Origin of the sequence: Halomonas salinarum (assembly GCF_012062845.1) — a bacterium.
Classification (GTDB): Bacteria; Pseudomonadota; Gammaproteobacteria; order Pseudomonadales; family Halomonadaceae; genus Onishia; species Onishia salinarum.
Window position 1 is genome coordinate 158231 of record NZ_WWNB01000003.1, and the last position, 25570, is coordinate 183800.

Consider the following 25570-nt stretch of genomic DNA (forward strand, 5'->3'; position numbering starts at 1 on the left):
AAGTACATCCGAAATCCATAAAATGGATCAAAAAAACAGCCGACTCCACACCCTGAGAACCATCATACCCACTGAGCTTGAAACCCGGGTATTCCTGACCATGCCAGTGCATATCCGCGCTGGTGGAGAACTGGACCGAGCAGCCGACGCAGGCTGTCTCATCTTCCCGAAAAACTGATTCTCAGGAAGGGAGCATCCTTGGTCCCGCGCAGCCTGTCGAGATCACTGCCGTGGCAGAGTCGATTAGACCGTACTTCCCAGATGCGAGGCGCACTGTACGCCAGCGCACAGTCGATAAGGCGCCAATCGCATATCATTATCTTGGGTGAGGCAAGGGAACGGCCTGTACAGGAAGTTGCGCCAAGCGTCGCACGGACGGCGACGCTACCATGACACGAGCCACTTCGCAGTAGCTTGGCACAGGACCATGCACCAAAGAGGATTACTTAATGCACAACATCGTCTATATCGTCGGCGCCGTCGTGATCGTTGTGGTGGTTCTCTCCGTTCTCGGCCTTATTTGAGACAAGCGGAGAGCGAGTGGAGTGGCAAGACATCGGAAGCCGCGAGGCTGCCGGTCAAGCCTCCACCTTGCGGGAGACGCCCTCGTGACCATCTTCAAAAGATTCGTGTTCCTGGTCTCTTCCTGTTCGGTCACATCGCGCTGACCAGTGTCGATGACACCTACACAGTCTCCCTGAGGAGTTATGAACGGCAGGAGTTCTGCCAGGCTTTGCAGATAGTCGACCGCCCTGGCACTACCAGCGACGCCGACGCTCAGTAAATGCTGGGGCAAATCCATGAAACCGGCCCTGGGCCGCCAAGACTTCATAGAAAAGCCGCCTCCCAAAGGAAGCGGCTCATGTGGCATATTGAAAAGATAACGGTATATTAAGTGCGCTCAGCCGCGATAATACCCCGGCGTTACGAACGGCATCTTGGTCACCGTCATCGGCAGGCGCTTGCCGCGGACATCTGCAAACACCTGTCTGTCGACGACGGCATGTTCGATGCTGACATAGCCCATGGCCACAGGTTTGCCGACACTGGGCCCGAAGCCACCCGAGGTGACCACACCGATCTTGCGATCTTGAGCATCATAGAGCTCGGCCCCTTCACGGACCGGCGCGCGCCCCTCGCCCAACAGGCCCACCCGCTTGCGTTGATGATCCTTGGCTTCGATCTGATGCAGCACCAGATCAGCGCCAGGGAAGCCACCGGCCCGCTCGCCGCCGCGGCGACGCGGCTTACTTACGGCCCAAATCAGCCCACCCTCGACTGGCGTGGTGGTAGTATCGATATCATGGCCATAAAGGCAAAGTCCGGCTTCCAGGCGCAGCGAGTCGCGTGCCCCCAGGCCAATGGCCTCGACCTCTTGCTCGGCCAGAAGCAGACGCGCCAACGCCTCGCTTTGCTCTGCCGGCACAGAGATCTCGAACCCATCCTCGCCGGTGTAACCCGAGCGGCTGACCCAAACCGGAATGCCTCCGATCTCGAAGCGACCGTGCTGCATGAAGACCAAATCACAGGCCGCTGGGCACAGGCGCTCCATCACACTGGCAGCCTTGGGGCCCTGAAGCGCCAAGAGGCCACGATCCAGCACCTCGACCTGATGATCTTCACCTAGCCCAGTTCGCAGGTGCGCAATGTCCTGCTCCTTGCAGGCGGCATTGACCACCAGATAAAGATGATCACCGGCATTCACCACCATGAGATCATCGAGGATACCGCCCTCGTTGTTGGTGAATAGCGCATAGCGCTGCATACCTTCGGGCAGGCCAAGAATGTCCGCAGGAACCAGCGTCTCCAGCGCCGCGGCCGGCTCGCTGCCGGTTATCAGCACCTGGCCCATGTGAGAGACATCGAACAGCCCGCAGGCCGCTCGGGTATGTTCGTGCTCCTTCTTGACCCCCAAGGGGTACTGCACCGGCATGGAATACCCGGCAAAGGTCACCATCTTGCCACCGAGTTCCACATGCAGGTCATGAAGCGGTGTCTTGTGTTGTTCGTTCATCGGCTCGGCTCATCCTTCCATTGCTTACTGCAAATGCCGCGACCATTTTATGGCCGCGGCATTGACTCACTTGTTGAGTTCTTCGCCCGGCAAGACCGGCTTGCCATCGAAGTAATCCTTGGTCAACTTGAAGACAACCGGCGACAACAGTGCCAGCGCGATCAGGTTGGGGAAGGCCATCATGGCATTGAATACACTGGCCATCAGCCACACGAAGTCCAGCGGCGCCACGGCACCGGCAAGAATCGCAAGAATGTAGACGACGCGATACGGCTTGATGGCGCGGACACCGAACAGAAACTCGATGCACTTTTCGCCGTAGAAGGCCCAACCGAGGATGGTGGTGAAGGCAAACACGGCCAGCGCAAAGGACACAATGTACTGCCCAATGCCCGGCAGGGATTCATCAAATGCCAGGGATGTCAGGGCAGCGCCTGTCTCGCCACTGGTCCACTGTGTGGACGTCAGGATGGCCAGTGCCGTGATCGAGCACACCACAATGGTATCCAGGAAGGTACCAAGCATGGCGATAAGCCCCTGACGCACCGGGTTCTTGGTCTGTGCCGCCGCATGCGCGATCGGTGCACTACCAAGACCTGCCTCATTGGAAAAGACACCACGCGCCACGCCAAACTGGATGGCCTTGGCGACGGCTGCACCAGCAAAACCGCCAGCCGCCGAAATCGGCGAGAAGGCATATCCAAAGATCATGCCTAAAGCACCACCAATGGCATCGGCGTTGATAATCAGCACCACAATGCCGGTAAGGATATAAGCAACTGCCATGATCGGGACCAGCTTGCCAGCCACCTTGGCGATACGGCGGATACCGCCGAGGATCACCGCACCGGCCAACACCATGATCACCACACCGGTGATCCAGTACGGCAGACCCAGTGACTCATTGAGACCCGCTGCCACCGAATTGGATTGCACGGTGTTACCAATGCCAAAGGCCGCTACTGCACCGAAGAAGGCAAAGGCGCCCCCCAGCCAGGCCCACTTCTTGCCCAGACCATTACGGATGTAATACATCGGGCCACCGACGTGATCACCGGCTTCATCCACCTCGCGATAACGCACTGCCAGCACAGCCTCGGAAAACTTGGTGGCCATGCCGACGAGCGCCGTGATCCACATCCAGAAGACCGCACCCGGGCCGCCGAGAAAGATGGCCGTCGCCACACCGGCGATATTGCCGGTGCCGATGGTGGCTGATAGCGAGGTCATCAGGGCGTTAAATGGCGAGACTTCGCCTTCGTCCTCATCACCCTTGCCTGTTTCGCGTCCTTTCCAGAGTAGTGAGAAGCCTGTACCCAACCGACGAATCGGTATCAACCTCAAGCCCGCCTGCAGATATAGGCCGACCCCGAGCAGCAGGACCAGCATCAGCGGCCCCCACACCACGCCTTCTATCGCTGAAAAAATACTAGTGATTGCTTCCAAGGTTTTTCTCCCATTAATTGTTGTTAAGCACCTAGGTGCATGGCATCAGGCCTAATGGAGCGCCAGTGCACGATGATGTAGAAAGCCGATGGACGAACCAGCGACACCATAGCGGAAGCCACCAGCCATACTCCACCTTCCAGCAGGAATTTTTTGCCATTTACGCTAAAAGCAGCATTAAGCATTACCATTTGGTCTAAAATACTAGGATAATGGCCGTATTTTCTCTACTTTGAGGCTTTTTACCGGACACCCGCTTGCGCGATTGATTGCAGAGAAATTGTTTCTTATCAGAAACAACAGAACCTTATAGCTGATGGGGCCCCTGAGCAAATTAACGCTGCTCACACGTTGTCATACCGCTGTCGGATGGTTTATCGCCTTACGAGAGCCGGCAACCTGCACCAGTGCACTGGGTAAGCGTAGCGCTAAGCGCATTATCATGCCGCAACGAGGGGTAATGGCTCCGCACTCCCGATAGCGGGGATGAAGCTCATCGTGAATCCGCCTAAGATGAGTCGTCGACAGCACCGATGTCGGCAAGAATGACATCCGTGGGACTCGCCAAACGCTGCAGAGGGCGTTACGATTCTCTCCACGGTAAATCTTTTTCTTATAGGAAAATGCGATGAGTACTATCCCTGCTAATCTGCGCTACACCGAAAGCCATGAGTGGATCCTGGATAACGGAGATGGAACCGTCACCATCGGCATCACCGACCACGCTCAGGAATCCCTGGGTGATGTGGTCTTTGTGGACCTTCCTGAGGTCGGTCAAATGCTCGAATCCGGCGAAGAATTCGGGGTCATCGAATCAGTCAAGGCTGCCTCCGACCTGTATGCACCGCTAGCGGGTGAGGTAGTTGAGGTCAATGAGACGCTCGAAGACTCACCGGAGACCGTCAACGAAGCGCCCTATGGGGGCGGCTGGATCGCCAAGCTCAAGCTTGCGGATGTAACCGCGCTGGATAAGCTGCTCGACGCTGACGCCTACACCAAGGTCGCCGAAGCCGACCAAGACTAACCCAATCCCTGACGCGGGCACCCACTCGCCCGCGTTCTCTTTGCGACGGCCCGCTCGCGTCACTGCCCGCTTGGCCACATCGTTCGAACAACCGCATAGGTGTTTCATGGCACTTGATACTCGCCGTCTGGCCGATCTGGCCAGCCACGATGCATTCATCCAACGCCACAATGGCCCCAGCCAGGCCGATATCGCCGGCATGCTCGACCAATTGGACACCGACAGCATTGCGACGCTGATCGAGCGGACCGTGCCGGGTGGCATTCGAATGGGCCGTGAGCTGGATCTGGATCCCCCGCGCAGCGAGGCCGAGGCCCTGGATTACCTGGAGCGTTTGGCCCGTCAGAACCGCGTCTTCAAGACCTACATTGGCCAGGGCTATCACAACACTCACCTGCCGGCGGTCATTCAGCGCAACGTCCTGGAAAATCCGGGCTGGTACACGGCCTATACGCCCTATCAGCCGGAAATCGCTCAAGGCCGGCTGGAAGGCCTGCTCAATTTCCAGCAGGTAGTGATGGATCTGACCGGCATGGAGCTGGCCAACGCCTCGTTGCTCGACGAGGCTACCGCCGCCGCCGAGGCCATGGCACTTTGTAAGCGTGCCAACAAGAAAGCCAAGACACAGGCCTTCTTTGTTGCCGACGATGTGCTGCCTCAGACGCTTGACGTAGTGCGCACCCGTGCCCACTACTTCGGCTTCGAACTGATCACCGGCCCGGCCGAGGAACTCGCCTCGCATGACGTCTTCGGCGCTCTGCTGCAGTATCCTGGACAGAGTGGCGAAGTGCGCGACCTGGCGCCACTACTGGCCAATGCCGCCGAGCGCGGCATCATGACTTGCGTGGCTGCCGATATCATGAGCCTGGTGTTGCTCAAGGAGCCGGGTAGCCTGGGTGCCGACACCGTCATCGGCTCGAGCCAGCGTTTCGGTGTACCGATGGGCTTCGGCGGCCCGCATGCGGCCTTCTTCGCCACCACCGACAAGCTCAAGCGCTCCATCCCGGGCCGCATCATCGGCGTGTCCAAGGACAGTCGCGGTCACCCGGCCATGCGCATGGCCATGCAGACGCGCGAACAGCACATTCGCCGTGAAAAGGCGACCTCCAACATCTGTACCGCCCAGGCACTGCTGGCCAACATCGCCGGCTTCTACGCCGTCTACCATGGTGCCGAGGGCCTGCGCACCATCGCCTCGCGCATCCACCGCCTGACCACCATCCTCGCCGAGGGCCTGGCTCGTAAAGGCGTGCAGCTAGCGCATGACAGCTGGTTTGACACCCTGCGCCTGACTGGCGTCGATACCGGCAAGATTCACGGTCGGTCGATGACCCACGAGATCAACCTGCGCTATTTCAAGGGTGGCGATATCGGCGTCAGCCTTGACGAGACCACGACCGCTGCCGACCTCGGCGTGCTCTTCGACGTACTGCTTGGCGAAGAACATGACCTTTCGGTGCCGGCACTGGACGACGACGTGCTGACCCAGGGCAAGAGCGGTATTCCTTCCGCCTGCCAGCGCGATAGCGATTTCCTGACGCACCCGACCTTCAACCGCTATCGCAGCGAGACCGAGATGCTGCGTTATCTAAAGCGGCTGGAAAACAAGGATTTGTCGCTGACCCACGGGATGATTCCGCTGGGCTCATGCACCATGAAGCTGAATGCAACCAGCGAAATGGTACCCATCACCTGGCCGGAATTCGCCGACATCCATCCCTTCGCGCCCCAGGATCAGGTGGTCGGCTACCACCAGATGATCACCGAGCTGGCGGACTTCCTGGTGGAAATTACCGGCTATGACCACATCTCGATGCAGCCCAACTCGGGCGCTCAGGGAGAATACGCCGGACTGATCGCCATTCGTCGTTATCAGGAAGCTCAGGGACAAGGCGAGCGTCATATCTGCCTGATCCCAAGCTCGGCACACGGCACCAATCCGGCGTCGGCAGCCATGGCCCATATGAAGGTCGTGGTAGTGGAGTGCGACGAGGACGGCAACATCGACCTGGCGGATCTACGCCACAAGGCCGAGAAGCACAGTGCCGAGCTGTCGGCGATCATGCTGACCTACCCCTCGACCCATGGCGTGTTCGAGGAAGGCGTCCAGGAAGCTTGTCAGATCGTTCATGATCATGGTGGCCAGGTATACATCGACGGCGCCAACATGAACGCCCAGGTGGGCATCACCCGGCCCGGCGACTTCGGCGGCGATGTCAGCCACCTCAATCTGCACAAGACCTTCTGTATTCCGCACGGCGGCGGCGGTCCGGGAATGGGCCCGATCGGCGTCAAGTCGCACCTGGCGCCCTATGTCGCCAACCATGTCGTCACGCCGATTTCTGGCGTCGAGAAAGACTGTGGCGCGGTCGCCGCAGCCGCCTTCGGCAGCGCGTCGATCCTGCCCATTTCCTGGGCCTATATCAAGATGATGGGTGCGCGCGGCCTGCGTGAAGCCACCGAGCTTGCCATCCTCAACGCTAACTACATCGCCTCGCGGCTGAGAGAGTACTACCCCATTCTCTACAAGGGGCGTCATGACACCGTGGCTCACGAATGCATCCTCGACCTGCGCCCGCTCAAGGCGGCGTCCGGGATCAGCGAGGAGGATATCGCCAAGCGACTGATGGACTATGGCTTCCACGCACCGACCATGTCTTTCCCGGTGCCAGGCACCTTGATGGTCGAGCCCACCGAATCGGAGTCTCGCTACGAGATCGACCGCTTCTGCGATGCCATGATCAGTATCCGTGAGGAAATCACGCGGGTCGAAAACGGCGACTGGCCGGCGACGAACAACCCACTGGTTCATGCCCCGCACACCATGGCCGATCTGATGGATGCCGACTGGGAGCGGCCCTATAGCCGCGAAATAGGCGCCTTCCCCTCCCCGGCCGTCAAGGCAGCCAAGGTCTGGCCGTCGGTCAATCGCGTCGACAACGTACAGGGTGACCGCCAGTTGATCTGCACCTGCCCAAGCATCGACGAATACCGCGACTGATCGACATAAGGCGCTGCATGCAAAAGGCCCTGGCAATCACTGCCGGGGCCTTTTCATTTGCGGCTGTTGTTGGTGAAGACCTTCAGCGTGCCCACTGTGCGGATGGTCACACGCACTAAGGCAGCTGACAGCTTTGATAACTGCTCAGGACTGACCGCGTTCGGTATTCAGCCTTGATTCAGCTTGATAGCTTATAGAGGGGACTATGCCCGTACACGATGGAGCTATCGATATGCGTAAACTTATCCTAACAACGGCCCTAACCCTTGCCTCTGCCGCAGCGCTAGCCAGCGGTGAACATGGCAGTGGGCATAATACTCAGGTGGATCGCACCATCAGCTTCGAAGCCGGTGACATGTGGTTCTCGCCTGATGAACTGGATATCACGCCAGGGAGCACGGTGAAGTTTGAAGTGACCAACATCGGCAAACTTGAACATGAATTCGTGATTGGCACCGCCGCCGCTCAGGAGCAACACCGCGAAATAATGCGGGAGATGGCATCGGGAAGCGGCCACGACATGTCGAGTGGGCATCATGGGGAAGGCCACGACATGTCGGCTGGCCATCATGGTGAAGGCCATGGCATGCCTTCCATAACCATCGCCCCAGGCGAGACCGCCACGCTGGTATGGACCGCCCCGCAGAACACCGATAAGCTCGAATTCGCCTGCAATATACCCGGCCATTACGAGTCAGGCATGAGCGGAAGCATCAACCTCAAAGGATGAAGGAAGGAAGCTTTCGCTGGTCGAGGATGATGACCTGCTGGCTGTAGGGCTGTCATCTCAAGTCAGCTATGGCTATCGAAATGGGGTTCTTCAGGATAGCCATATAGGGTGTGACGGCGCTGCTCGAGAAATTCATCGAGCAGACGCGTATAGCGTCGAGGTGTCTCGACACCGGCAGGGGTCAACAGGTGAAAAGCCTCATACACCGGCTGTGGCAGCGGCAACTCTTTCACTTGACGCTGCCAGGGCGACGTCTCGAGCACCGGGCGCGATACCACGCTGAACCCCAGGCCTCGCGCCACGGCGTCCATGACCATCGACACCTCATTGGTGTAGCCCTGACGCGGAAAGCGGCTCATCGAGCGAAATTCACCGGGGAAATTGGCCCGCAATAGCTGAGTGGCATGATGGACGCCATCGGCGTAATTCATGAACCCAAGTGCCGCCAGGTCGGTCAGGGTCGTGCCCGTGAAGTCTGCCGGGACGACAAGGCAAAGCGGCTCCTGATGCCAGGGTGCGTAATGAAGCTCAGGATGCCGGCTGACTTCCGTCACGATTCCCACATCATATCGCCCCGCCATCACATCCTCGGTGATCGCACCATTGAAGCCAAAGCTGTAGCTTACCGTCAGCCCCGAATGCATCTGCTGGTACCCGAGAATGAAGGGGTACAGCATCATGCCCACGCTGGCAGGCGACGCGATGCGACAGTCGCCGCTGTCGAGAGATTCGTTATCCAGTGAGTGCCGAAAGTGTTCGTGCTCGGCGAACAGTTTGATCGCGTAATCATAGGCCCGTCGCCCGCTCTCCGTCAGGGTAAAGCGACGCCCTTGACGAAGCAGCAATGACCTCTGCAGGTATTCCTCCAGCTTGCGTATATGCTGGCTCACGCCTGGCTGCGTCATGTCCAAACGACGGGCCGTCTGCGTGAAGCTGCCGGTTTCGACAAGCGTAATGAAGGTGCGGAAATACTGGGCATTGAACATGTTGCAGCGACGCACTCTATTACGGATCAGGAAGAGATTATGGATGCTGATTTTACCAGATCCGCATCCATCCCGCAGCGCTGCGGGGGGCTTGGTGACGTGTTAGCATCGCAAGGCAAAGCCAACGGAGAATTTAGCCTCATGTCCGACCCTCTCGCCCGGCGTGCCGACGCCATTCATCACGCCTTGCTGGGCATGGAACGCCAGGCCAGCGACGAACAGCTCTTTCCGCTGGGCTACCTGATTCCACAGATTCCCCTGGTCATGGAAATGGTGGAATATGATCCGGAGGAGGTGCTGGCTGAGGACTTCGACGCCATTTTCCATGAGTGGCTGGAAAGTACCTTTAGCCAGGATGCCATGAGCGCCAACGATCAGGACGAGATTCGTCGCCTGCTGGCACACGCCTGTGCCCAGGCCGACGCGGCATAATAAGGAAACCGCCCATGCCCCAGACCATTTCCACGACACTATCCCCCGAGGGCAGCCTCGAGGTCCTGTCACAACACGAAGTCAATCGCTTGCGCGATACCTCGACATCAGGTCTGCATGACCTACTGCGCCGGTGTGCCTTGGCCGTTCTCAACAGCGATAGCATGACCGACGATGGACTCGCCGTCATGGAAGCCTATCGTGATTTCGATATCGAGGTGCTGCAGGAGGATCGCGGCCTGCGCCTCAAGATCAGCAATGCCCCCATCGAGGCCTTTGTTGACGGCAAGATGATCCGCGGTATTCGCGAACTGTTGTCTTCGGTCGTTCGGGACGTCGTTTACGTCTATAACGAGATCCAGACACATCCGCGCTTCGATCTGAGTTCCGGTGAAGGGACCACCAACGCTGTGTTCCATATCCTGCGCAAAGCCGGCGCCCTCAAGCCCTCGCTGGATCCTAGCCTGGTCGTGTGCTGGGGAGGCCATTCGATCTCCCGTGAGGAGTATGACTACACCAAAGGGGTCGGCTACCACCTGGGGCTGCGCGAACTGGATATCTGCACCGGATGCGGACCAGGGGCCATGAAGGGACCGATGAAGGGCGCCAACGTGGCCCACGTCAAGCAACGCCGGTCACAAGGGCGGTACCTGGGCATATCGGAGCCAGGCATCATTGCAGCCGAGTCACCGAACCCGATCGTCAATGAACTGATCATCATGCCGGACATTGAGAAGCGCCTGGAGGCCTTCGTGCGTGTCGGCCACGGCATCGTGATTTTCCCCGGAGGGGTCGGCACTGCCGAGGAGATCCTCTATCTGCTGGGTATACTGCTGCACCCAGCCAATAGGGATATCCCTTTCCCGGTCATCTTTACCGGCCCCGCCAGCAGCGCAGACTACTTCAAGCGCATCGACGAATTTTTGGCCTACACCCTCGGCGAATCAGCTCGCGAACGCTATCGCATCATCATCGATGATCCCACTAGCGTCGCCAAGGCCATGCGGATGGGGGTCGATGAGGTCACGGAATTCCGGCGGGCCCATCAGGATGCTTTCTACTACAACTGGCGCCTGAACATCGACCGCAACTTCCAGGAACCCTTCGAAGCGAATCACGAGGGCATGGCCGGGCTTGCCCTGCACCGCAATCAGCCGATCCATGAACTCGCCGCCAACCTGCGTCGTGCTTTCTCGGGTATCGTCGCTGGCAACGTCAAGGAACCCGGCATTCGCGCCATCGAGGCCCACGGTCCCTTCCGCCTGCATGCCGAGCCCGACCTGATGGCGCGACTGGATGAGCTGCTGACCTCATTCGTCGAGCAGGGACGCATGAAGCTACCCGGAAGCCATTACGAGCCTTGCTATACCCTGGGCTGAACGGCACCGGCTCCTTCAGAAGGCTCTCAGGTCAGGATGTAACGGGCATGGCGGCAATGATGGGATAAGAGACGGACCTGAGACACTGACCGAAAAAGGGGCTCGCTTAGCGAGCCCCTTTTTTCGTTTGATGCATCAACCAACTGTCGTCTTCTAGGCTTTGCCTGAAAAGTCGCCGAACGAAGGATAGACAAGGCAAAAATCAGCGAAAAAGCGGAGTTTACAGGCCGTAAATGAGAATTTTGAGCTGATTTTTAACGCCGTATAGCCGAGCGCAGGCACGTTTCAGGCATGGCCTAGTGACAGCCCATCACTTGACCTCTGATCCAGGACGATGCCAAAGCAGGCCCACCACGTGGATAAGGAGTCCAAGAGCCGTGCCATGTGCAAGCAGCAGGACACCATCAATTCCCCCGAGACTGACCGCCTGCCAGAACGCCATCAGCAGCCCCCCCCCCAGCAGACATGCCACTAGCCGCTTGGAAAGGCCTGGTAGCTGGCGGCGCGCCTCTACGTCGAGAAGCCGCCAATGAAGGCCGGCGGCGATTGCCACCGCTGCAGCAGCCATTATCAGGAGCGTAAGACGTGTGTCATGGCCTTCGAGAAGATAGCGCGGCACGCTTGAGAGCATGACGATCTCAAGCCCCGCCATCACACTGAGCCTTTCAGGGGTCGCTGAGACCTTCATTCAGACACCGCAAGCTGCTGCGACTCAATCCACTCCTCAGCCCAGGGCAAGGCTGCATCATCCGCCATGAACGTTTCCATGGCATCGACTTCAAGCCGCTCACCCAGGCGCTGAGCACCGTATTCCGACAGCAACGCATCCAGTGACCTGCCAGCACCGCAGAAGCTATCGACATAGGAGCTATCGCCGAGGGCCACCAAACCATAGTTTAAAGCTGACAGATCGGCGCCCTGCTCTTGCAGTGCTCGTGCAAAAGCCATGAAGTTACCCGGATAGTCGCCGGAGCCCGTGGTCGACACACAGAACAGCGCCAGATCAGTCGGCGACCCGGTAAGGTCCTCGAGGGTTGGCTGATCATAGATCGCAACCTCGTAACCGGCCTGCTCGAATAACGGCTTAACTTGCTCAGCGACGTCGAGGGCGCCGCCATACATGGTGCCAACGAAAATCTTCAGCATGGACATGGATCAGCTTTGCTTGAGAAATTTACTCGGATATTACCATAGTCGCTGCGAGAGCCGAATCCCTACCGCTACGCATTGATCAGCGAGCAATATCGACTTACGTTCGGCGAGGTTATACTCGGCCTTTTGACTAACCGGGAGACAAGATGCAACAGACCTTCGAGGCTTGGATCACCCCCATCATGATCGGCGGGCTAATCCTCTTCATGTGTTTCATCATCTGGGACTTGGCCCGCAAGTCAAAGGCCGGAAAATTCGGCACCATCATGCTGTTCATCGTGCTCGGGGCGGGGATATTGGGCTATGTCCTCAAGGTCATCATCACCTATGTGATGGAAAGCGGCGGCGTATAGACGCTTTCGCACGGAACCCAGACGAGCGTCTTGATAGGCGGCATGGAGCGACACTGCCCACACCCATTCGCCAAACGCAAAAAAAGGCGCCACCCGATAGGTGACGCCTTTTTTATATTGCAATCGCTACCTTGCGCTTAACACGTCAACGGACCTTGAAAATCCTCGACTTGGGCCTTGAGCTTCTGCCCTGGCCGGAAGGTCACAACACGACGGGCTGAAATCGGAATTTCCTCTCCCGTCTTGGGGTTCCGTCCCGGCCGTTCGCGCTTGTCACGCAGATCGAAGTTACCGAAACCGGACAACTTGACCTGTTCGTTCTCGCGTAAACAGCCACGAATTTCTTCGAAGAAGGCCTCTACCATCGACTTCGCATCACGCTTGGACAAGCCAAGTTCTGTGTGCAAGTGTTCGGCCAGCTCTGCCTTGGTCAACGCACCCATGGTCATTCCCTCGTACAGGATGGCAGCGTCGCCTTCTTCCGAGTCAAGGCTTGGTAGCCTCTTGGATCAGCTTCTCAGCTGCGCGCCGAAGCGCTGACCGGATTCGGTGACGATTGCATCGACTAACTGATTGATTTCCTCGTCATTCAGCGTGCGCGATGGATGCTGCCAGGTCAAGCCCAGAGCAACACTCTTGCGACCATCCTCTACCCCTTTGCCCTGATAGACATCAAACAGATTGATGCCCGTCAGCCACTCACCGGCCTGCTCACGCAGACAGTCGAGCAGCGACTGTACCGGCAACGACTCGTCGACCAGCAAGGCAAGGTCGCGACGAACCTCCGGATAGCGCGATAGAGGGGTGAAGGCCGGCAGCTGACCCTGGCTCAATGCATCAAGGCGCACCTCGAACAGCACGGCTTCGACCTTGAGCCCCAGTTCGGCGCGTACCGCAGGATGCAGGGTACCAATCCAGCCAGCCTCCTCGCCCCGATACAGGACACGGGCTGTCTGACCGGGATGAAGCGCCGGGTGCTCACCAGGCTCAAAGCGCCAGGCATCCGGCTCACCGCCCATGGCCAACAGACTTTCCAGATCGCCCTTGAGGTCGTAGAAATCGACCTTGTCATCGCGCGCGGCCCAGCCTTCCGGATCACGATTGCCACAAACCAAGGCACCCATCATCGGAATCTGAGACAAGTCATCAAGCTCACCTCGGAACACTAGGCCTGTTTCAAACAGACGCACCCGGTTTTGCTGGCGGTTAAGGTTGTGCTCGAGCGCCTTGATCAGCCCGGGGAACAGGCTGGCCCGCATGACCGACATATCGCTTGAGATCGGATTGGCCAGTGTCGGCGACACCGCCTGAGGCATCAGTGCTTTCTGAAGCTCAGGTGCCACGAAGCTATAGCTGATGGCCTCTTGATAACCACGGGCGACCATCTGACGCCGCAGACGCGACAGCGGCTGGTAGATCTCGCCGTCAGGACGCAGTCCCAGGCGCGCCTGAGGGCGACGGACCGGCAAGCGGTTATAACCGTGAATCCGGGCGACCTCCTCGATCAAGTCTTCTTCGATCGCGACATCGAAACGCCAGCTCGGAACCGCCACCCGCCAGGCCACGTCATCAGCTTCGACAGGCATACCCAGACGTTCGAGTATCTCGGTGACATCTTCCCCTGGCAGTGACAGCCCCAGTGCCTGCTCAAGCCGCTCGCGACGCAGGGTAATCTGGCGCACCGCGGGGAGATGTTCGGCCGCTGCCGCCTCGACCAAGGGGCCAGGCTCACCCCCGGTGATCTCGAGCAACAGCGCGGTCGCCCGCTCGACGGCATCACGCGTCAGCTCAGGGTCAACGCCACGTTCGAAACGATGTGAGGCATCGGTGTGCAGACCATAGCTGCGCGCCTGACCGGCCACGGCGAGCTGTGTAAAGAAGGCCGATTCAAGGAAGATATCCTTGGTCTCGGCATTCACCCCAGAATGCTCACCACCCATCACCCCGGCAATCGCCAGGGCGCCACGGCCATCGGCGATCACCAGCGTATCGTCGCGTAGCGCAATTTCCTGGCCGTCGAGGAGCGTCAGTTGCTCACCGGCGCGAGCCAGACGTACCTCGACGCGCTCATGGAGGTTGGTCCGGTCAAACGCATGCATCGGCTGGCCGAGCTCGAGCATCACATAATTGGTGATATCGACGATCGGGTCGATGGACCGCACGCCACTGCGACGCAGACGCTCGACCATCCACAACGGCGTTTCAGCAGTAACATCGACACCCTTGATCAGGCGGCCGATGTAACGCGGACAGCGCTCACCGTCGCGCACCTCTACCGGGAACGTCTCATCATGGGTCGGTGCCACCGGGGACATTGCCGGGCCTTCGACCGCCAAGCGGTTAAGCACGCCTACCTCGCGCGCCATGCCCTTGAGGCTCAGGCAGTCACCGCGGTTGGGCGTCAGATCAACTTCGATGGTGCTGTCATCCAGCCCCATCCAGGCGCGAAAATCTTCACCGGCCGGCGCATCGAGAGGAAGTTCCATGATACCGGGCGACGTCTCTTCCTCGAGTCCCAGCTCTGAGGCTGAGCAGATCATGCCGCGGGATTCGACACCACGCAGCTTGGCTTTCTTGATCTTGAAATCGCCAGGCAGTACAGCCCCTACCTGAGCGAAGGCCACCTTTTGACCCACATCGACGTTGGGAGCGCCACATACCACCTGCACCGACTCACCACTTCCATCGATGACCTGACAGACATTCAGCTTGTTCGCATCGGGATGCTGCGCCTTATCGACAACCTCGGCTATCACCACGCCCTGGAAGGCAGCCGCAACGGGTTCAACGGCATCAACTTCCAGCCCCGCCATGGTGATCTGGTCGGCCAACGCCTGGGTCGCCAACTGCGGCGACACCCATTCACGCAGCCACTGTTCTGAAAATTTCATGACATATCCTGTGTTCTGCAGTCAGGGATTCAGGCGAACTGGCGCAGGAAGCGCAGATCGTTCTCGAAGAACAGGCGCAAGTCGTTGACGCCGTAGCGCAACATGGCCAGTCGCTCGGCACCCATGCCAAAGGCAAAGCCTTTGTAGCGCTCAGTATCGATACCGGCATGATTGAACACCTCAGGATGCACCATGCCGCACCCCATCACCTCGAGCCAGCCACTATGCGAACAGACACGACAGCCGTCGCCGCCACACATGACGCACTCGATATCCACTTCGGCGGAGGGCTCGGTGAAGGGGAAGTAAGACGGCCGGAAGCGTACCGACAGATCGTCACGTTCGAAGAAGGCATGAAGAAAGTCTTCGATGGTGCCTTTCAGGTCGGCAAAGCTGACGTCCTCATCGACCAGCAGACCCTCAACCTGATGGAACATCGGGGTGTGAGTCAGATCCGAGTCGCTACGGTAGACACGCCCCGGGCAAACGATGCGAATCGGCGGCGCTTCGTTCTTCATCGTCCGCACCTGTACCGGCGAGGTATGCGTGCGCAGCAGTCGGGTAGCGTCGAAGTAGAAGGTGTCGGCCATACCGCGAGCCGGGTGATGGGCCGGAATATTGAGGGCTTCGAAGTTGTGGTAATCGTCTTCGATCTCCGGCCCTACCGCCACGTCGAAGCCGATGCGCGTGAAGAGCCCTTCAATGCGCTCGAGGGTCCGCGTTACCGGGTGCAAGCCGCCACCGGGTTGCCCCCGTCCGGGCAGTGTCACGTCCAGGCTCTCGGCTGATAAGCGGGCATCGAGAGCGGCCTTCTCAAGCAATTGACGACGACGGTCCAGCTCGGCGCTAAGCTCCTGCTTGGCCTGGTTGATACGCTCGCCTGCGGCCGGACGCTCCTCAGGGGGCAGCTTGCCGAGGCCCTTCAGCAAGGCTGTGATTTCACCCTTTTTGCCGAGATAGCGCACCCGCACTTCGTCGAGCGCGGAGATGTCTTGGGCAGCTTCGATGGCGCCGCGCGCCTCGGCAACCAGGTTAGGAAGGTGGTCCATCCGTTGAGCTCCGAATGCGCTGCTGCGATATCGATGCGCCATATCGCAACAGGGTCATATAAAAAAACAGGGGAAGAGCGTCTGCTCTTCCCCTGCGACCTTCACGGGTGCGATGCAAACGATATGGCGTCGTTCATGCACTCGCACGTCGAAACGATCAGTTCACTCAGTGAGCAGCCTTGGCCTTCTCGACGATAGCGGCAAAGGCGGCCTTTTCGTGAACGGCGAGATCGGCAAGTACCTTGCGGTCGATCTCGATGCCAGCCTGCTTGAGACCAGCGATGAAGCGGCTGTAGGACATGCCGTTATTGCGCGCACCGGCGTTGATACGCGTAATCCACAGCGCACGGAACTGACGCTTGCGGACGCGACGGTCACGATACGCGTACTGACCGGCTTTGATAACGGCCTGTTTGGCTACGCGGAAGACGCGCGAACGCGCACCGTAGTAACCCTTGGCCTGCTTCATGATTTTCTTGTGACGGCGACGTGCAACGACGCCACGCTTAACACGTGTCATAGCTTTCTCCTGACGTTAAAAAAGGGTCTACCGGCGTCGCTTACAGATTCGGCAGCATGCGCTGAATCAGCGGCACATCGGATGCGTGGATCTGCTTCATCCCACGCAGCTGACGCTTACGCTTGGTGGTCTTCTTGGTCAGGATGTGGCTACGGAACGACTGCTTGTGCTTGAAGCCGTTGGCCGTCTTCTTGAAGCGCTTGGCAGCGCCACTGTTGCTCTTGATTTTTGGCATGAGGTAAAACTCCGCTCAAGGTTCTTCAGAAAACCCAAGGCCGATGCCGACCGCAGTACGGTCGACACCCGTTCAACTGCCTTTGGATCACTTCTTCTTGGGGGCAAGGATCATGATCATCTGGCGTCCTTCCATTTTCGGGAAGGACTCCACATTGGCGATCTCTTCCAGATCACTGGCCACCCGTTCCATCAGCTTGCGGCCGATGTCCTGGTGGGCCATCTCACGGCCGCGGAAACGCAGCGTGACCTTGCCCTTGTCGCCCGCTTCGAGGAAACGTATCAGGTTTTTCAGCTTGACCTGATAGTCCCCCTCGTCGGTACCAGGCCGGAATTTCACTTCCTTCACCTGGATCTGCTTGGTCTTCTTCTTCTGAGCAGCTTTTTGCTTCTTCTGCTCGAAGACGAATTTGCCGTAATCCATGATCTTGCAAACGATCGGATCGGCATTGGAGATCTGCACGAGGTCCATACCAGCCGCTTCCGCCTGTTCCAAGGCATCACGGGTGGACACAATCCCAAGCTGCTCACCTTCCATTCCGATGAGGCGGACTTGGTCTTCGCTGATACGCTCGTTCATTGGAGGGCGCTTGTCCTGAGGACGGCCGCGCTGTGTATTTCTCTTGATCGTTACATCTCCGTATTGGTTGACGTCGTCTAAATCACCGCTCGTCGTTAAGCTTGGTGATCAGGTCATCGATTTTCAATGAGCCGAGATCTTCTCCGGTGCGAGTCCGTACTGCAACGGCACCTGCCTCGACTTCCTTATCTCCCACAACGAGGAGATACGGTACCTTCTGCAACGTATGTTCACGGATTTTAAAGCCGATCTTCTCGTTCCTCAAGTCTGCCTTGGCGCGAAGACCGACTTTCTGCAGGCGATTCACCACTTCTTGGGCGAAATCACGCTGCGAATCAGTGATGGTCATGACTACTGCCTGCTCGGGGGCTAGCCATAGCGGCATGGCTCCGGCGTAGTGCTCAATGAGGATACCAAGGAATCGCTCGAAAGACCCGAGAATCGCGCGATGTAGCATCACAGGCGTCTTGCGTGCGCCATCTTCATCGACGAACTGGGCACCGAGGCGTCCCGGCAGGTTGAAGTCGAGCTGAAGAGTGCCGCATTGCCATACGCGATTCAAGCAATCGCGCAGAGCAAACTCGATCTTCGGGCCGTAGAAGGCGCCCTCGCCCGGCTGCAGCTCCCAGTCGAGGCCTGTGGCATTTAGCGCTGCCTCCAAGCCGGCTTCGGCACGATCCCAGAGTCCTGGCTCGCCCATGAAACCTTCAGGGCGAGTCGAGAGCTTGAGCTCTACGTCATCGAAACCCAGTTCCTTATAGACCTTGAGGGTCAGGGCGATAAAGTCTTCTGCTTCAGACTGAATCTGCTTTTCGGTGCAGAAAATATGGGCATCGTCTTGCGTAAATCCGCGCACGCGCATTAAACCGTGCAGCGAACCGGATGGCTCGTTACGGTGACAGCTGCCGAACTCGGCCAGGCGCAGCGGCAGATCCCGATAGCTCTTCAGCCCTTGGTTGAAGACCTGCACGTGGCAGGGGCAATTCATCGGCTTGACCGCGTACTCGCGTTTCTCCGACTCCGTAGTGAACATCAGATCGGAGTAGTGGCCCCAGTGACCGGAGGCCTTCCAGAGAGACAGATCAACCACCTGGGGCGTCTTGATTTCCTGGTAGCCGTGCTCGATCTGCACGCGGCGCATGTACTGCTCGAGCGCCTGATAAATCGTCCAGCCATTGGGGTGCCAGAACACCATGCCCGGCGCCTCTTCCTGAATATGGAAAAGGTCCATCTTGCGCGCCAGCTTGCGATGATCGCGCTTCTCGGCTTCCTCGAGGCGCTTGAGATAGGCCTTGAGCTGCTTCTTGTCGCCCCAGGCCGTGCCGTAGATGCGTGTCAGCATCGGATTCTCGGCACTGCCCCGCCAATAGGCGCCGGCGAGCTTGGTCAGCTTGAATGCCTTGAGGTGCGAGGTATTCGGCACATGCGGTCCGCGGCACATGTCGATATATTCCTCGTGGTGATAAAGACGAATGGTCTCACCCTCGGGAATCCCGCGCACCAGCTCTTGCTTGAAGGGCTCATCACGATGGAGGAAGGTCACCATCGCCTTGTCGCGATCAACATACTCACGCACGACGTCGTAGCCCCGGTCGATGAGCAGCTTCATGCGTGCTTCGATGGCTTCGAGGTCTTCTGGGGTAGCAGAACGACCGAAATCGATGTCGTAGTAGAACCCATCATCGATCACCGGGCCGATCGCCATCTTGGCTTCGGGATAAAGCTGCTTGACGGCATGGCCGACCAGGTGAGCACAGGAGTGACGAATCACCTCAAGGCCTTCGTCGTCACGAGCGGTCAGGATAGCGACCTTGGCGTCATGGTCGATGATATCGGCGGCATCGACCAAGACATCGTCGATCTTGCCGGCCACACAGGCCTTGGCCAGACCGGTACCGATGGACTCGGCCAGCTGCATCACCGTAAGCGGCGCATCAAAGGTTCTCTGACTGCCGTCAGGCAGGGTAACGATTGGCATTGGGCATCCTCGAGCGCAGTGGTCATCCATACCAGGGACGACATGCGACAGGCTGAAATGAATGAAGACGGAGTGGCAGTGTATAGACACCGCCTCTGGAGAGGCTCATGGGCGCAACCCAGATTGGAAGCGCACATTAGCAGGGGCAGGCAATGAGCGTCCAGCCGGCTCAGTGGGTAAGGGTTGCGCAAGCGCAAGCGATGATGGTTTGACGCGCATGCCCCAACGAAACGAGGGGTGCCAATTGGCACCCCTCGTCAGCTAAACCTAACTCAATAAATCAAAGAGTCAGATCTTCACTCCCACTCGCCAAGCTCTACGCGACGGTTTTCCGCGCGACCGGCAGCAGTGTCGTTGGTAGCAATCGGCTGCTCTTCGCCATAGCCGATAGCCTTCATGCGCTCGGTGTCAATCCCTTCGCTCGCCAGGAAGGCCCTGACCGAGTTAGCACGCTCCTGAGACAGCTCCTTGTTATAGCTATCCGAGCCGATGGAGTCGGTATGCCCTTCCAGACGCACGCGAGCTTCCGGGTTGGCGGCGAGCTTTTCAGCCACACCTTCCAGAATGCTCTCAGCGCCCATGGTCAGCTTGGCAGAGTCAAACTCGAAGTTGACGTCTTCCAGAACCAGGTCATCGACACAACCCAAGGAGTTGACTTCGGCGCCGGCCGGGGTGCCCGGGCACTGATCCTTGAAGTCAGGTACGCCATCGGCGTCGGAATCCAGCGGGCAGCCTTTACGGTCAACCTCGACACCGGCCGGGGTTCCCGGGCACTGGTCGCGGAAGTCGTAAACGCCATCGCCATCGGAATCCAGCGGGCAGCCTTCAGAGTTGGTGGCCACACCGGCGGGAATCGTTCCGCCGAATGTCGGGCACTGCGGCTCAGCCGGCTTCGGCTTGGAACACAGCATGCCACCTGCTGTCGCGCCAACGGTGCTGCCAATGGCGGCACCCTGATCTTCATCAGACTCGCTGCTTGAGGCGTAGCCGATACCACCACCAATCAAGCCGCCCGCGACAGCACAAACGAAGGGGCTCTGGTACCAAGCATCGTTTGCTGAGCTACTAGCGGACTGTGAAGCTGAGCTGGCACAGCCAGAAAGGCCAATTACCAATGCTGAACCTATCAGCAACCCTGTCATTGATTTTTTCATGCAAGACTCCTTCTTATGTGTATCACTGCGGACCCAACCATGGTGTCAGGAAACAGCGGTGCTTAACTGCGAGGGTCAGAAAAGCGCTTTATTTCGCTTCGTTACCAAAGATAAGCACAACATGGGATGTTCGGCTAGGCAACAGATTTAATCAAGTGTCACCTAATAGAGACAACGAAAAAATTCGGCCAGCGCGGCAGTGACCTCGATGCGATAGCTTTGACCTCGAAAAGGAGGTCTCTCCTTACTGGCAAACGACTGATTTAGCGCGGGCTTTCCGGCCAGCGCTCTTTGAAGGTCAGCACGCCCTGAGCGGCCTCGATGAGAGGTGTCTCGAATTCTTCCTCAACAGTAATACGTTGGCGATCTTCATCAAGGCGTTCTTTAAGGCTCAGTTCCTTGCGGGCCGAGTGAGTATGTAAGTGCTCTGTACGCTCATGAACATCGCCAAACACGCGGAAGCTATCACGCTGCAGCAGCGCTGGATCAATGATCTCGAGTAACACCTTGCACCGCATAGACCCCTCCACCAGATCAACCTGGCGACTGATCATCGAGCGCGCGATCGCATCCAGGCTAGCGAGGCACTGCTGATTGGCGCGCTCTACTTCTTCACGTTTGAAAGCCTCACGCCGCCGCACCTCTTTCCAAAGTGTGAAGGCATAAGCACCAAGACCCGCCAAAAACACTACTGCGAGGCCAGCCACTATCCAAGCTACCGTCTCACTCATGTCATCGCCTCTCGCTGTCCATCGGAAAATACCGGCATTGTACGCGGCTGAGGCGCGTCAACCCAACGCGGACAAGGCCACTAAGGCCGATAGCGCACACAAACGGGGCATTTCCCCCCATCCAAAATGTGAGGCTGCCAGGTGGACAAAACGCCACCACGACTGAACAAGCGGCATGGCCTGTATTCCGCGAAGTGATCGATAAGGAAGGTGCTGTGGTGTTTCTCACAGGAAATGACAGCTCACCTGCTCTGCCCAGCGCAAACTGACCATTCCTTCGATCAAGCAGGCGCCAGGCAGGTAAGCGCCTAATTGGCTCCGTTGCAGAGCTGTTCAGCGCTGAAGCGGTAAGAATAGATAATATCCTTCGTAAGGAAGCCATAGCGCATCAGCGTCTGCTGCCAGTCGCCATCACGCTTCTCTTCCTCCAATTCGTCGTTCACTGCCTCCCGCAGGCCCTCGGCATCCAGGGGGAAGGCGAAACCACCGAAATAACGAACCTCACGCCCATTTATAACCGGATCAGTGAAGTTGAATTCGGCTTCTACCTGGGGGCTCAGCTGCTCCATGGCGGCGACTGTCATGCCGGTAGCGGCGAAGGCATCAGCGCGACCGCGCAGAATGGCGTCGACGGCTTCCGGGAGGCGCTCCACTGTCACGATCCGATCCGGGTCGACGCCCAGGGCCACAAACATATCTTGGGTAACTGTCCCCTCCTGAACCGCGACACGAATGTTGTCCGCCCGCTCGACGAAGTCCTCGTAGGCACGGATCCGATTGGGATTTGAGGCCAGTACCAGTAAACCTTCGCCATAGGACGTATTGGGGTTAGAAAAGAGTACGCGCGCGCAGCGTTCTGGCAGGATAGCCATTTCCGCTGCGGCCATGTCGAAGCGGCCGACCTCGAGCCCGGGCATGAGGTTCTTGAATTCTGTTTCGACCCATTCGATCTTTTCTATGTCGAGATCCTCCAGAATACGACGAGCGACTTCTGGGCCGACACCCAACGCCTTACCTTCTTCGTTCATGTAGCCATAAGGTTTTTCGTTGGCGATGGCAACGCGGATCATGCCGCGCTCCTTGATTTCCTCAAGCGTAGCGGCCTGTACCCCAGGAATGGCCAGCAGGGTGGCAAGCGTGCCGGCTATGAATGATTGCCCAGGGGAAAATGTATGTCGTTTCATTGTTATCGGCTCCGGGTGGCTTGGTTCCGGCCCGCTTTATGACAGGTCTCACCCTGGAGTCCCGTTGGAGTATTTGGAGACGCTGGGTCGGAGCGATGTAATGGGCCCTGTTCGTGCACCTTTGTGTTGGAACCATGTATTGGAACCGCGCATCGGAACCATCATGGCGTCGCGTTCACCGCCTCTCTGTGACGATTCATTAAGCGTAGCAGCGCCGTTGACAAGCTGACCGCATGAAACCAAAAACCCTAAGATAGGATCAGCTGTTTGCTAAAAGTGCGCGACAACCCTCCCCTTCTAGGCAGCTAAGTTCATAACCATGCACTAGAAGCACAACGCCAATTTCCCTCCACGCCTCCCACATCAGCGCAACGGAAGTGCCACTAGTAAATTGCCATGTCTTGGTGGTCTACGCGCTAGCTGAAGCCATCGCGTCCTTCGGCCCTGAGGTTCTGATCGCCGCACGACTATCCCTCTGCACCATCCCGATACTAGGGTTTTCGACTGTGGCCTTTTTAAACTACGGCCTTCTTTAAACACCATAAACACCATCGCCCGGCCATTTGGCCGGGCGATGGTGTTTTATAAGGAGGGTTGTTAAGCGGACAGTAGCGTCGCGTAGTGATCAATCAGCAGGACGGCGAAGACGCCCAGAATATAGCGAATCGAGAACCAGAAGGCCGCTAATGGCGCCTGAGAATCCTGGCCACGCCAGACCCGGAAGTTCCATACCATGAAGCGGACATTCAGCAGCATGACGCCGATCAGATATATGAGACCGCTCATGCCAATGACGAATGGCAGCAAGGTCACTGCCACCGTAAGCCAGCCATAAAGCCATACCTGCAATCTAGTGAAGGCATCACCATGAGTGACGGGCAGCATCGGCACGCCAGCCTTGGCGTATTCATCGTGCTTATGAATGGCCAATGCCCAGAAGTGCGGAGGTGTCCAAGCAAAGATGATCAGCATCAACAACAGCGGCTCAGGCCCGAGCTGCCCCGTGATAGCGGTCCATCCCAGCAAAGGTGGCGCTGCGCCGGCCACCCCACCAATGACAATGTTTTGAGGCGTAGCATGCTTTAGGAAAGCCGTGTAGACCAGCGCATAGCCCAGCAATGACGCCAGTGTCAGCCAGGCAGTCAGCGTATTAACCTGCCAAGCCAGCCATCCAATCCCCACTATCGACAGCAGCGATGCCCAGCCCAGGGCATAGGATGTCGGCAACCGGCGAGAAGCCACGGGGCGTCGCGCCGTGCGCAACATCATCGTATCCAGCCTACGATCGAGCACATGATTGAAGGCCGCGGCGCCGGATGCGGCCAAGCCAATACCCACGAGACCATTAAGCACCAAGCCGATGGGCGGGAGCGACGGCGTTGCCAAAGCCATGCCCACTGCAACGCAGACGAGCATCACTATCACCACACGAGGCTTACCCAGGGTGATCAGGTCACGCCACCGCCAATCGAGATCAGCCGATGCCGGCGGGGCCACCATCACGTTATCGCGCATTTGCCTACTCCCTGCACCTGGGTAATACCAGCCGACGATATGCCGACCTTGGCATGCCACGCGGCTAATGCCATCGCAAGCGCCAACAATACAGCACCTGCCGTATGCGCCAGTGCCAACCCTAGGGGCAACCACAAAACGACATTGGCAATGCCAAGCCCCACTTGGAGCCCATAGGCCGCCAGCATAGAGGTAAGCCACGGGCGTAACCGAGGCTCATACCAGTGTCGGGCCGCCAAGAGAATGAGGCTTAACCCTAGCGCCAGAGCGCCAAGCCGATGCGTCAGATGAATCGTGGTGCGAGCATCGGCATGTAACTTCCCATGCAGGTAGTCTGGCCCTAGCTGCTGAGTCAGATGAAACCCTTCGGTCCAATCCATCGTCGGCCACCACTGCCCGTTGCAGGTCGGAAAGCCCTGACAGGCGATACCGGCATAATTACTTGAGGTCCACCCACCCAGTGCCAGCTGCAGGGCCAGTAACATCGCCGCTATTCCCCACCAGCGAGAGAGGCGTGGAAGCGGCCGACTTACCACTGACGCATTCATCAACAACGCCCGTAGCCGTAGGTGTAGCCATAGAAACATCAGCATCACCAACAACCCGCCGAGCAGATGCAGGGTGACGACCTGAGGCCATAACCGAAGTGTGACAGTGAATGCACCAAAGGCCCCTTGCAGCCCAATTACCGCGAGCAGACCAAGCGTCAGACGCCACGGGTATCCTGGCCGATTTCGCCGAGACCAACCCAACACCAGCATCATGACCACCATCCCACCAAGCATCGTGGCGAGATAGCGATGGATCATCTCGAGCCAGGCCTTGAGAGGCTCCAACGGCACAGCCGACGCATGAGTTTCGGCAACGCTAGGCGCTGGCACGACCCATTGCCCATAGCAACCAGGCCAATCGGGGCAACCCAGCCCTGCATCCATCAATCGTGTGAATGCCCCCATCAGGATGACAGCCACCGTGAAGGCTATGCCTAACTGGCTTAGCCGAACCAACAGGCCCAGCCTGGGATCGTGCTGAGACATGACCACCTCCTATCCTGGAGCAATCAGATCCTGATGGCCGTATCCCAAGCTCAGATCATCGGCCATGCCATGCTGTCAACATAGGCAACCCAAGGCCCGCTTACGCGTTGAAAGCTTCAGCAAAACAAGGTTCTCTACTCACGCAACCAACTTTTTCTTGGGGCTATTGGTCAATATTTC

At 58.2% G+C, this 25570-nt stretch carries 23 protein-coding genes; 6 read left to right on the forward strand and 17 right to left on the reverse strand.

Going from position 1 to position 25570, the window contains the following annotated elements; translation table 11 throughout:
* Positions 1 to 901 precede the first annotated feature (901 nt).
* Both gcvT and HF027_RS03805 read right to left on the reverse strand, forming a co-directional pair.
* Complete coding sequence (gene gcvT / locus HF027_RS03800) at positions 902 to 2014, reverse strand: glycine cleavage system aminomethyltransferase GcvT (protein WP_168013046.1); 1113 nt, start codon at positions 2012 to 2014, stop codon at positions 902 to 904.
* A gap of 66 nt (positions 2015 to 2080) precedes the next feature.
* On the reverse strand, positions 2081 to 3460 hold the full coding sequence (locus HF027_RS03805; protein ID WP_168013048.1) for an alanine/glycine:cation symporter family protein: 1380 nt from the start codon (positions 3458 to 3460) through the stop codon (positions 2081 to 2083).
* A 628-nt stretch (positions 3461 to 4088) separates the two neighbouring features.
* Here HF027_RS03805 and gcvH point away from each other — a divergent pair.
* The 3 genes from gcvH (at position 4089) to HF027_RS03820 (ending at position 8215) form a co-directional block, all read left to right on the forward strand.
* A complete protein-coding gene (gene gcvH, locus HF027_RS03810) occupies positions 4089 to 4484 on the forward strand; it encodes a glycine cleavage system protein GcvH (protein ID WP_168013050.1) in 396 nt (131 codons plus the stop codon).
* A gap of 106 nt (positions 4485 to 4590) precedes the next feature.
* Positions 4591 to 7485: an aminomethyl-transferring glycine dehydrogenase gene (gcvP, locus tag HF027_RS03815; protein WP_168013052.1), complete on the forward strand. Its 2895-nt coding sequence runs from the start codon at positions 4591 to 4593 to the stop codon at positions 7483 to 7485.
* Between the two features lie 322 nt (positions 7486 to 7807).
* Complete coding sequence (locus HF027_RS03820) at positions 7808 to 8215, forward strand: cupredoxin domain-containing protein (protein ID WP_245184483.1); 408 nt, start codon at positions 7808 to 7810, stop codon at positions 8213 to 8215.
* Positions 8216 to 8277: 62 nt separating this feature from the next.
* Here HF027_RS03820 and HF027_RS03825 read toward each other — a convergent pair whose 3' ends face one another.
* A complete protein-coding gene (locus HF027_RS03825) occupies positions 8278 to 9201 on the reverse strand; it encodes a LysR family transcriptional regulator (protein ID WP_168013054.1) in 924 nt (307 codons plus the stop codon).
* A gap of 141 nt (positions 9202 to 9342) precedes the next feature.
* Here HF027_RS03825 and HF027_RS03830 point away from each other — a divergent pair, with 141 nt between their 5' ends.
* On the forward strand, positions 9343 to 9633 hold the full coding sequence (locus tag HF027_RS03830) for a hypothetical protein (RefSeq protein ID WP_168013056.1): 291 nt from the start codon (positions 9343 to 9345) through the stop codon (positions 9631 to 9633).
* A 14-nt stretch (positions 9634 to 9647) separates the two neighbouring features.
* A complete protein-coding gene (ppnN, locus tag HF027_RS03835) occupies positions 9648 to 11012 on the forward strand; it encodes a nucleotide 5'-monophosphate nucleosidase PpnN (protein ID WP_280730169.1) in 1365 nt (454 codons plus the stop codon).
* Between the two features lie 310 nt (positions 11013 to 11322).
* Here ppnN and HF027_RS03840 read toward each other — a convergent pair whose 3' ends face one another.
* Both HF027_RS03840 and HF027_RS03845 read right to left on the reverse strand, forming a co-directional pair.
* On the reverse strand, positions 11323 to 11700 hold the full coding sequence (locus tag HF027_RS03840) for a hypothetical protein (RefSeq protein WP_168013058.1): 378 nt from the start codon (positions 11698 to 11700) through the stop codon (positions 11323 to 11325).
* Positions 11697 to 12164 carry a flavodoxin domain-containing protein gene (locus HF027_RS03845; RefSeq protein ID WP_168013060.1) on the reverse strand — a complete coding sequence of 156 codons (468 nt, stop codon included), beginning with the start codon at positions 12162 to 12164 and terminating at the stop codon, positions 11697 to 11699. Before HF027_RS03845 ends, HF027_RS03840 begins: the two co-directional genes overlap by 4 nt.
* Before the next feature lie 146 nt (positions 12165 to 12310).
* Between HF027_RS03845 and HF027_RS03850 the strand changes: the two genes are divergently transcribed.
* Positions 12311 to 12517: a DUF2788 domain-containing protein gene (locus HF027_RS03850; protein ID WP_168013062.1), complete on the forward strand. Its 207-nt coding sequence runs from the start codon at positions 12311 to 12313 to the stop codon at positions 12515 to 12517.
* 137 nt (positions 12518 to 12654) lie between these two features.
* Here HF027_RS03850 and ihfA read toward each other — a convergent pair whose 3' ends face one another.
* The 12 genes from ihfA to HF027_RS03910 all read right to left on the reverse strand — a co-directional run bounded on the left by ihfA (position 12655) and on the right by HF027_RS03910 (position 25390).
* On the reverse strand, positions 12655 to 12960 hold the full coding sequence (gene ihfA / locus HF027_RS03855) for an integration host factor subunit alpha (protein ID WP_168013064.1): 306 nt from the start codon (positions 12958 to 12960) through the stop codon (positions 12655 to 12657).
* Positions 12961 to 13026: 66 nt separating this feature from the next.
* On the reverse strand, positions 13027 to 15408 hold the full coding sequence (gene pheT / locus HF027_RS03860) for a phenylalanine--tRNA ligase subunit beta (protein WP_168013066.1): 2382 nt from the start codon (positions 15406 to 15408) through the stop codon (positions 13027 to 13029).
* A gap of 29 nt (positions 15409 to 15437) precedes the next feature.
* Positions 15438 to 16457 carry a phenylalanine--tRNA ligase subunit alpha gene (pheS, locus tag HF027_RS03865; RefSeq protein ID WP_168013068.1) on the reverse strand — a complete coding sequence of 340 codons (1020 nt, stop codon included), beginning with the start codon at positions 16455 to 16457 and terminating at the stop codon, positions 15438 to 15440.
* 166 nt (positions 16458 to 16623) lie between these two features.
* A complete protein-coding gene (gene rplT, locus HF027_RS03870) occupies positions 16624 to 16977 on the reverse strand; it encodes a 50S ribosomal protein L20 (protein ID WP_136254486.1) in 354 nt (117 codons plus the stop codon).
* 40 nt (positions 16978 to 17017) lie between these two features.
* The gene (gene rpmI / locus HF027_RS03875; protein ID WP_092524139.1) at positions 17018 to 17212 is read right to left on the reverse strand and encodes a 50S ribosomal protein L35; all 195 of its coding nucleotides are present in this window, start codon (positions 17210 to 17212) and stop codon (positions 17018 to 17020) included.
* An 87-nt stretch (positions 17213 to 17299) separates the two neighbouring features.
* The gene (infC, locus tag HF027_RS03880) at positions 17300 to 17839 is read right to left on the reverse strand and encodes a translation initiation factor IF-3 (protein ID WP_276605695.1); all 540 of its coding nucleotides are present in this window, start codon (positions 17837 to 17839) and stop codon (positions 17300 to 17302) included.
* 34 nt (positions 17840 to 17873) lie between these two features.
* Positions 17874 to 19769: a threonine--tRNA ligase gene (thrS, locus tag HF027_RS03885; protein WP_168013070.1), complete on the reverse strand. Its 1896-nt coding sequence runs from the start codon at positions 19767 to 19769 to the stop codon at positions 17874 to 17876.
* Between the two features lie 296 nt (positions 19770 to 20065).
* On the reverse strand, positions 20066 to 20923 hold the full coding sequence (locus HF027_RS03890; RefSeq protein ID WP_168013072.1) for an OmpA family protein: 858 nt from the start codon (positions 20921 to 20923) through the stop codon (positions 20066 to 20068).
* 263 nt (positions 20924 to 21186) lie between these two features.
* Complete coding sequence (locus tag HF027_RS03895; protein ID WP_168013073.1) at positions 21187 to 21654, reverse strand: DUF2489 domain-containing protein; 468 nt, start codon at positions 21652 to 21654, stop codon at positions 21187 to 21189.
* Positions 21655 to 21962: 308 nt separating this feature from the next.
* Complete coding sequence (ehuB, locus tag HF027_RS03900; RefSeq protein ID WP_168013075.1) at positions 21963 to 22838, reverse strand: ectoine/hydroxyectoine ABC transporter substrate-binding protein EhuB; 876 nt, start codon at positions 22836 to 22838, stop codon at positions 21963 to 21965.
* Between the two features lie 597 nt (positions 22839 to 23435).
* On the reverse strand, positions 23436 to 24353 hold the full coding sequence (locus tag HF027_RS03905; RefSeq protein ID WP_168013077.1) for a heme o synthase: 918 nt from the start codon (positions 24351 to 24353) through the stop codon (positions 23436 to 23438).
* Entirely contained in the window at positions 24338 to 25390 is a 1053-nt protein-coding gene (locus HF027_RS03910; protein ID WP_168013079.1) for a COX15/CtaA family protein, read from the reverse strand. The genes HF027_RS03905 and HF027_RS03910 overlap by 16 nt, the downstream gene beginning before the upstream one ends.
* Positions 25391 to 25570 lie beyond the last annotated feature (180 nt).

Coding starts and splice junctions, on each gene's coding strand:
- gcvT (WP_168013046.1), bottom strand. CDS start 2,014: ATGAACGAACAACACAAGACACCGCTTCATGACCTGCATGTGGAACTC.
- gcvH (WP_168013050.1), top strand. CDS start 4,089: ATGAGTACTATCCCTGCTAATCTGCGCTACACCGAAAGCCATGAGTGG.
- gcvP (WP_168013052.1), top strand. CDS start 4,591: ATGGCACTTGATACTCGCCGTCTGGCCGATCTGGCCAGCCACGATGCA.
- HF027_RS03825 (WP_168013054.1), bottom strand. CDS start 9,201: ATGTTCAATGCCCAGTATTTCCGCACCTTCATTACGCTTGTCGAAACC.
- HF027_RS03830 (WP_168013056.1), top strand. CDS start 9,343: ATGTCCGACCCTCTCGCCCGGCGTGCCGACGCCATTCATCACGCCTTG.
- ppnN (WP_280730169.1), top strand. CDS start 9,648: ATGCCCCAGACCATTTCCACGACACTATCCCCCGAGGGCAGCCTCGAG.
- HF027_RS03840 (WP_168013058.1), bottom strand. CDS start 11,700: ATGAAGGTCTCAGCGACCCCTGAAAGGCTCAGTGTGATGGCGGGGCTT.
- HF027_RS03845 (WP_168013060.1), bottom strand. CDS start 12,164: ATGTCCATGCTGAAGATTTTCGTTGGCACCATGTATGGCGGCGCCCTC.
- HF027_RS03850 (WP_168013062.1), top strand. CDS start 12,311: ATGCAACAGACCTTCGAGGCTTGGATCACCCCCATCATGATCGGCGGG.
- ihfA (WP_168013064.1), bottom strand. CDS start 12,960: ATGGGTGCGTTGACCAAGGCAGAGCTGGCCGAACACTTGCACACAGAA.
- pheT (WP_168013066.1), bottom strand. CDS start 15,408: ATGAAATTTTCAGAACAGTGGCTGCGTGAATGGGTGTCGCCGCAGTTG.
- pheS (WP_168013068.1), bottom strand. CDS start 16,457: ATGGACCACCTTCCTAACCTGGTTGCCGAGGCGCGCGGCGCCATCGAA.
- rplT (WP_136254486.1), bottom strand. CDS start 16,977: ATGACACGTGTTAAGCGTGGCGTCGTTGCACGTCGCCGTCACAAGAAA.
- rpmI (WP_092524139.1), bottom strand. CDS start 17,212: ATGCCAAAAATCAAGAGCAACAGTGGCGCTGCCAAGCGCTTCAAGAAG.
- thrS (WP_168013070.1), bottom strand. CDS start 19,769: ATGCCAATCGTTACCCTGCCTGACGGCAGTCAGAGAACCTTTGATGCG.
- HF027_RS03890 (WP_168013072.1), bottom strand. CDS start 20,923: ATGAAAAAATCAATGACAGGGTTGCTGATAGGTTCAGCATTGGTAATT.
- HF027_RS03895 (WP_168013073.1), bottom strand. CDS start 21,654: ATGAGTGAGACGGTAGCTTGGATAGTGGCTGGCCTCGCAGTAGTGTTT.
- ehuB (WP_168013075.1), bottom strand. CDS start 22,838: ATGAAACGACATACATTTTCCCCTGGGCAATCATTCATAGCCGGCACG.
- HF027_RS03905 (WP_168013077.1), bottom strand. CDS start 24,353: ATGCGCGATAACGTGATGGTGGCCCCGCCGGCATCGGCTGATCTCGAT.
- HF027_RS03910 (WP_168013079.1), bottom strand. CDS start 25,390: ATGTCTCAGCACGATCCCAGGCTGGGCCTGTTGGTTCGGCTAAGCCAG.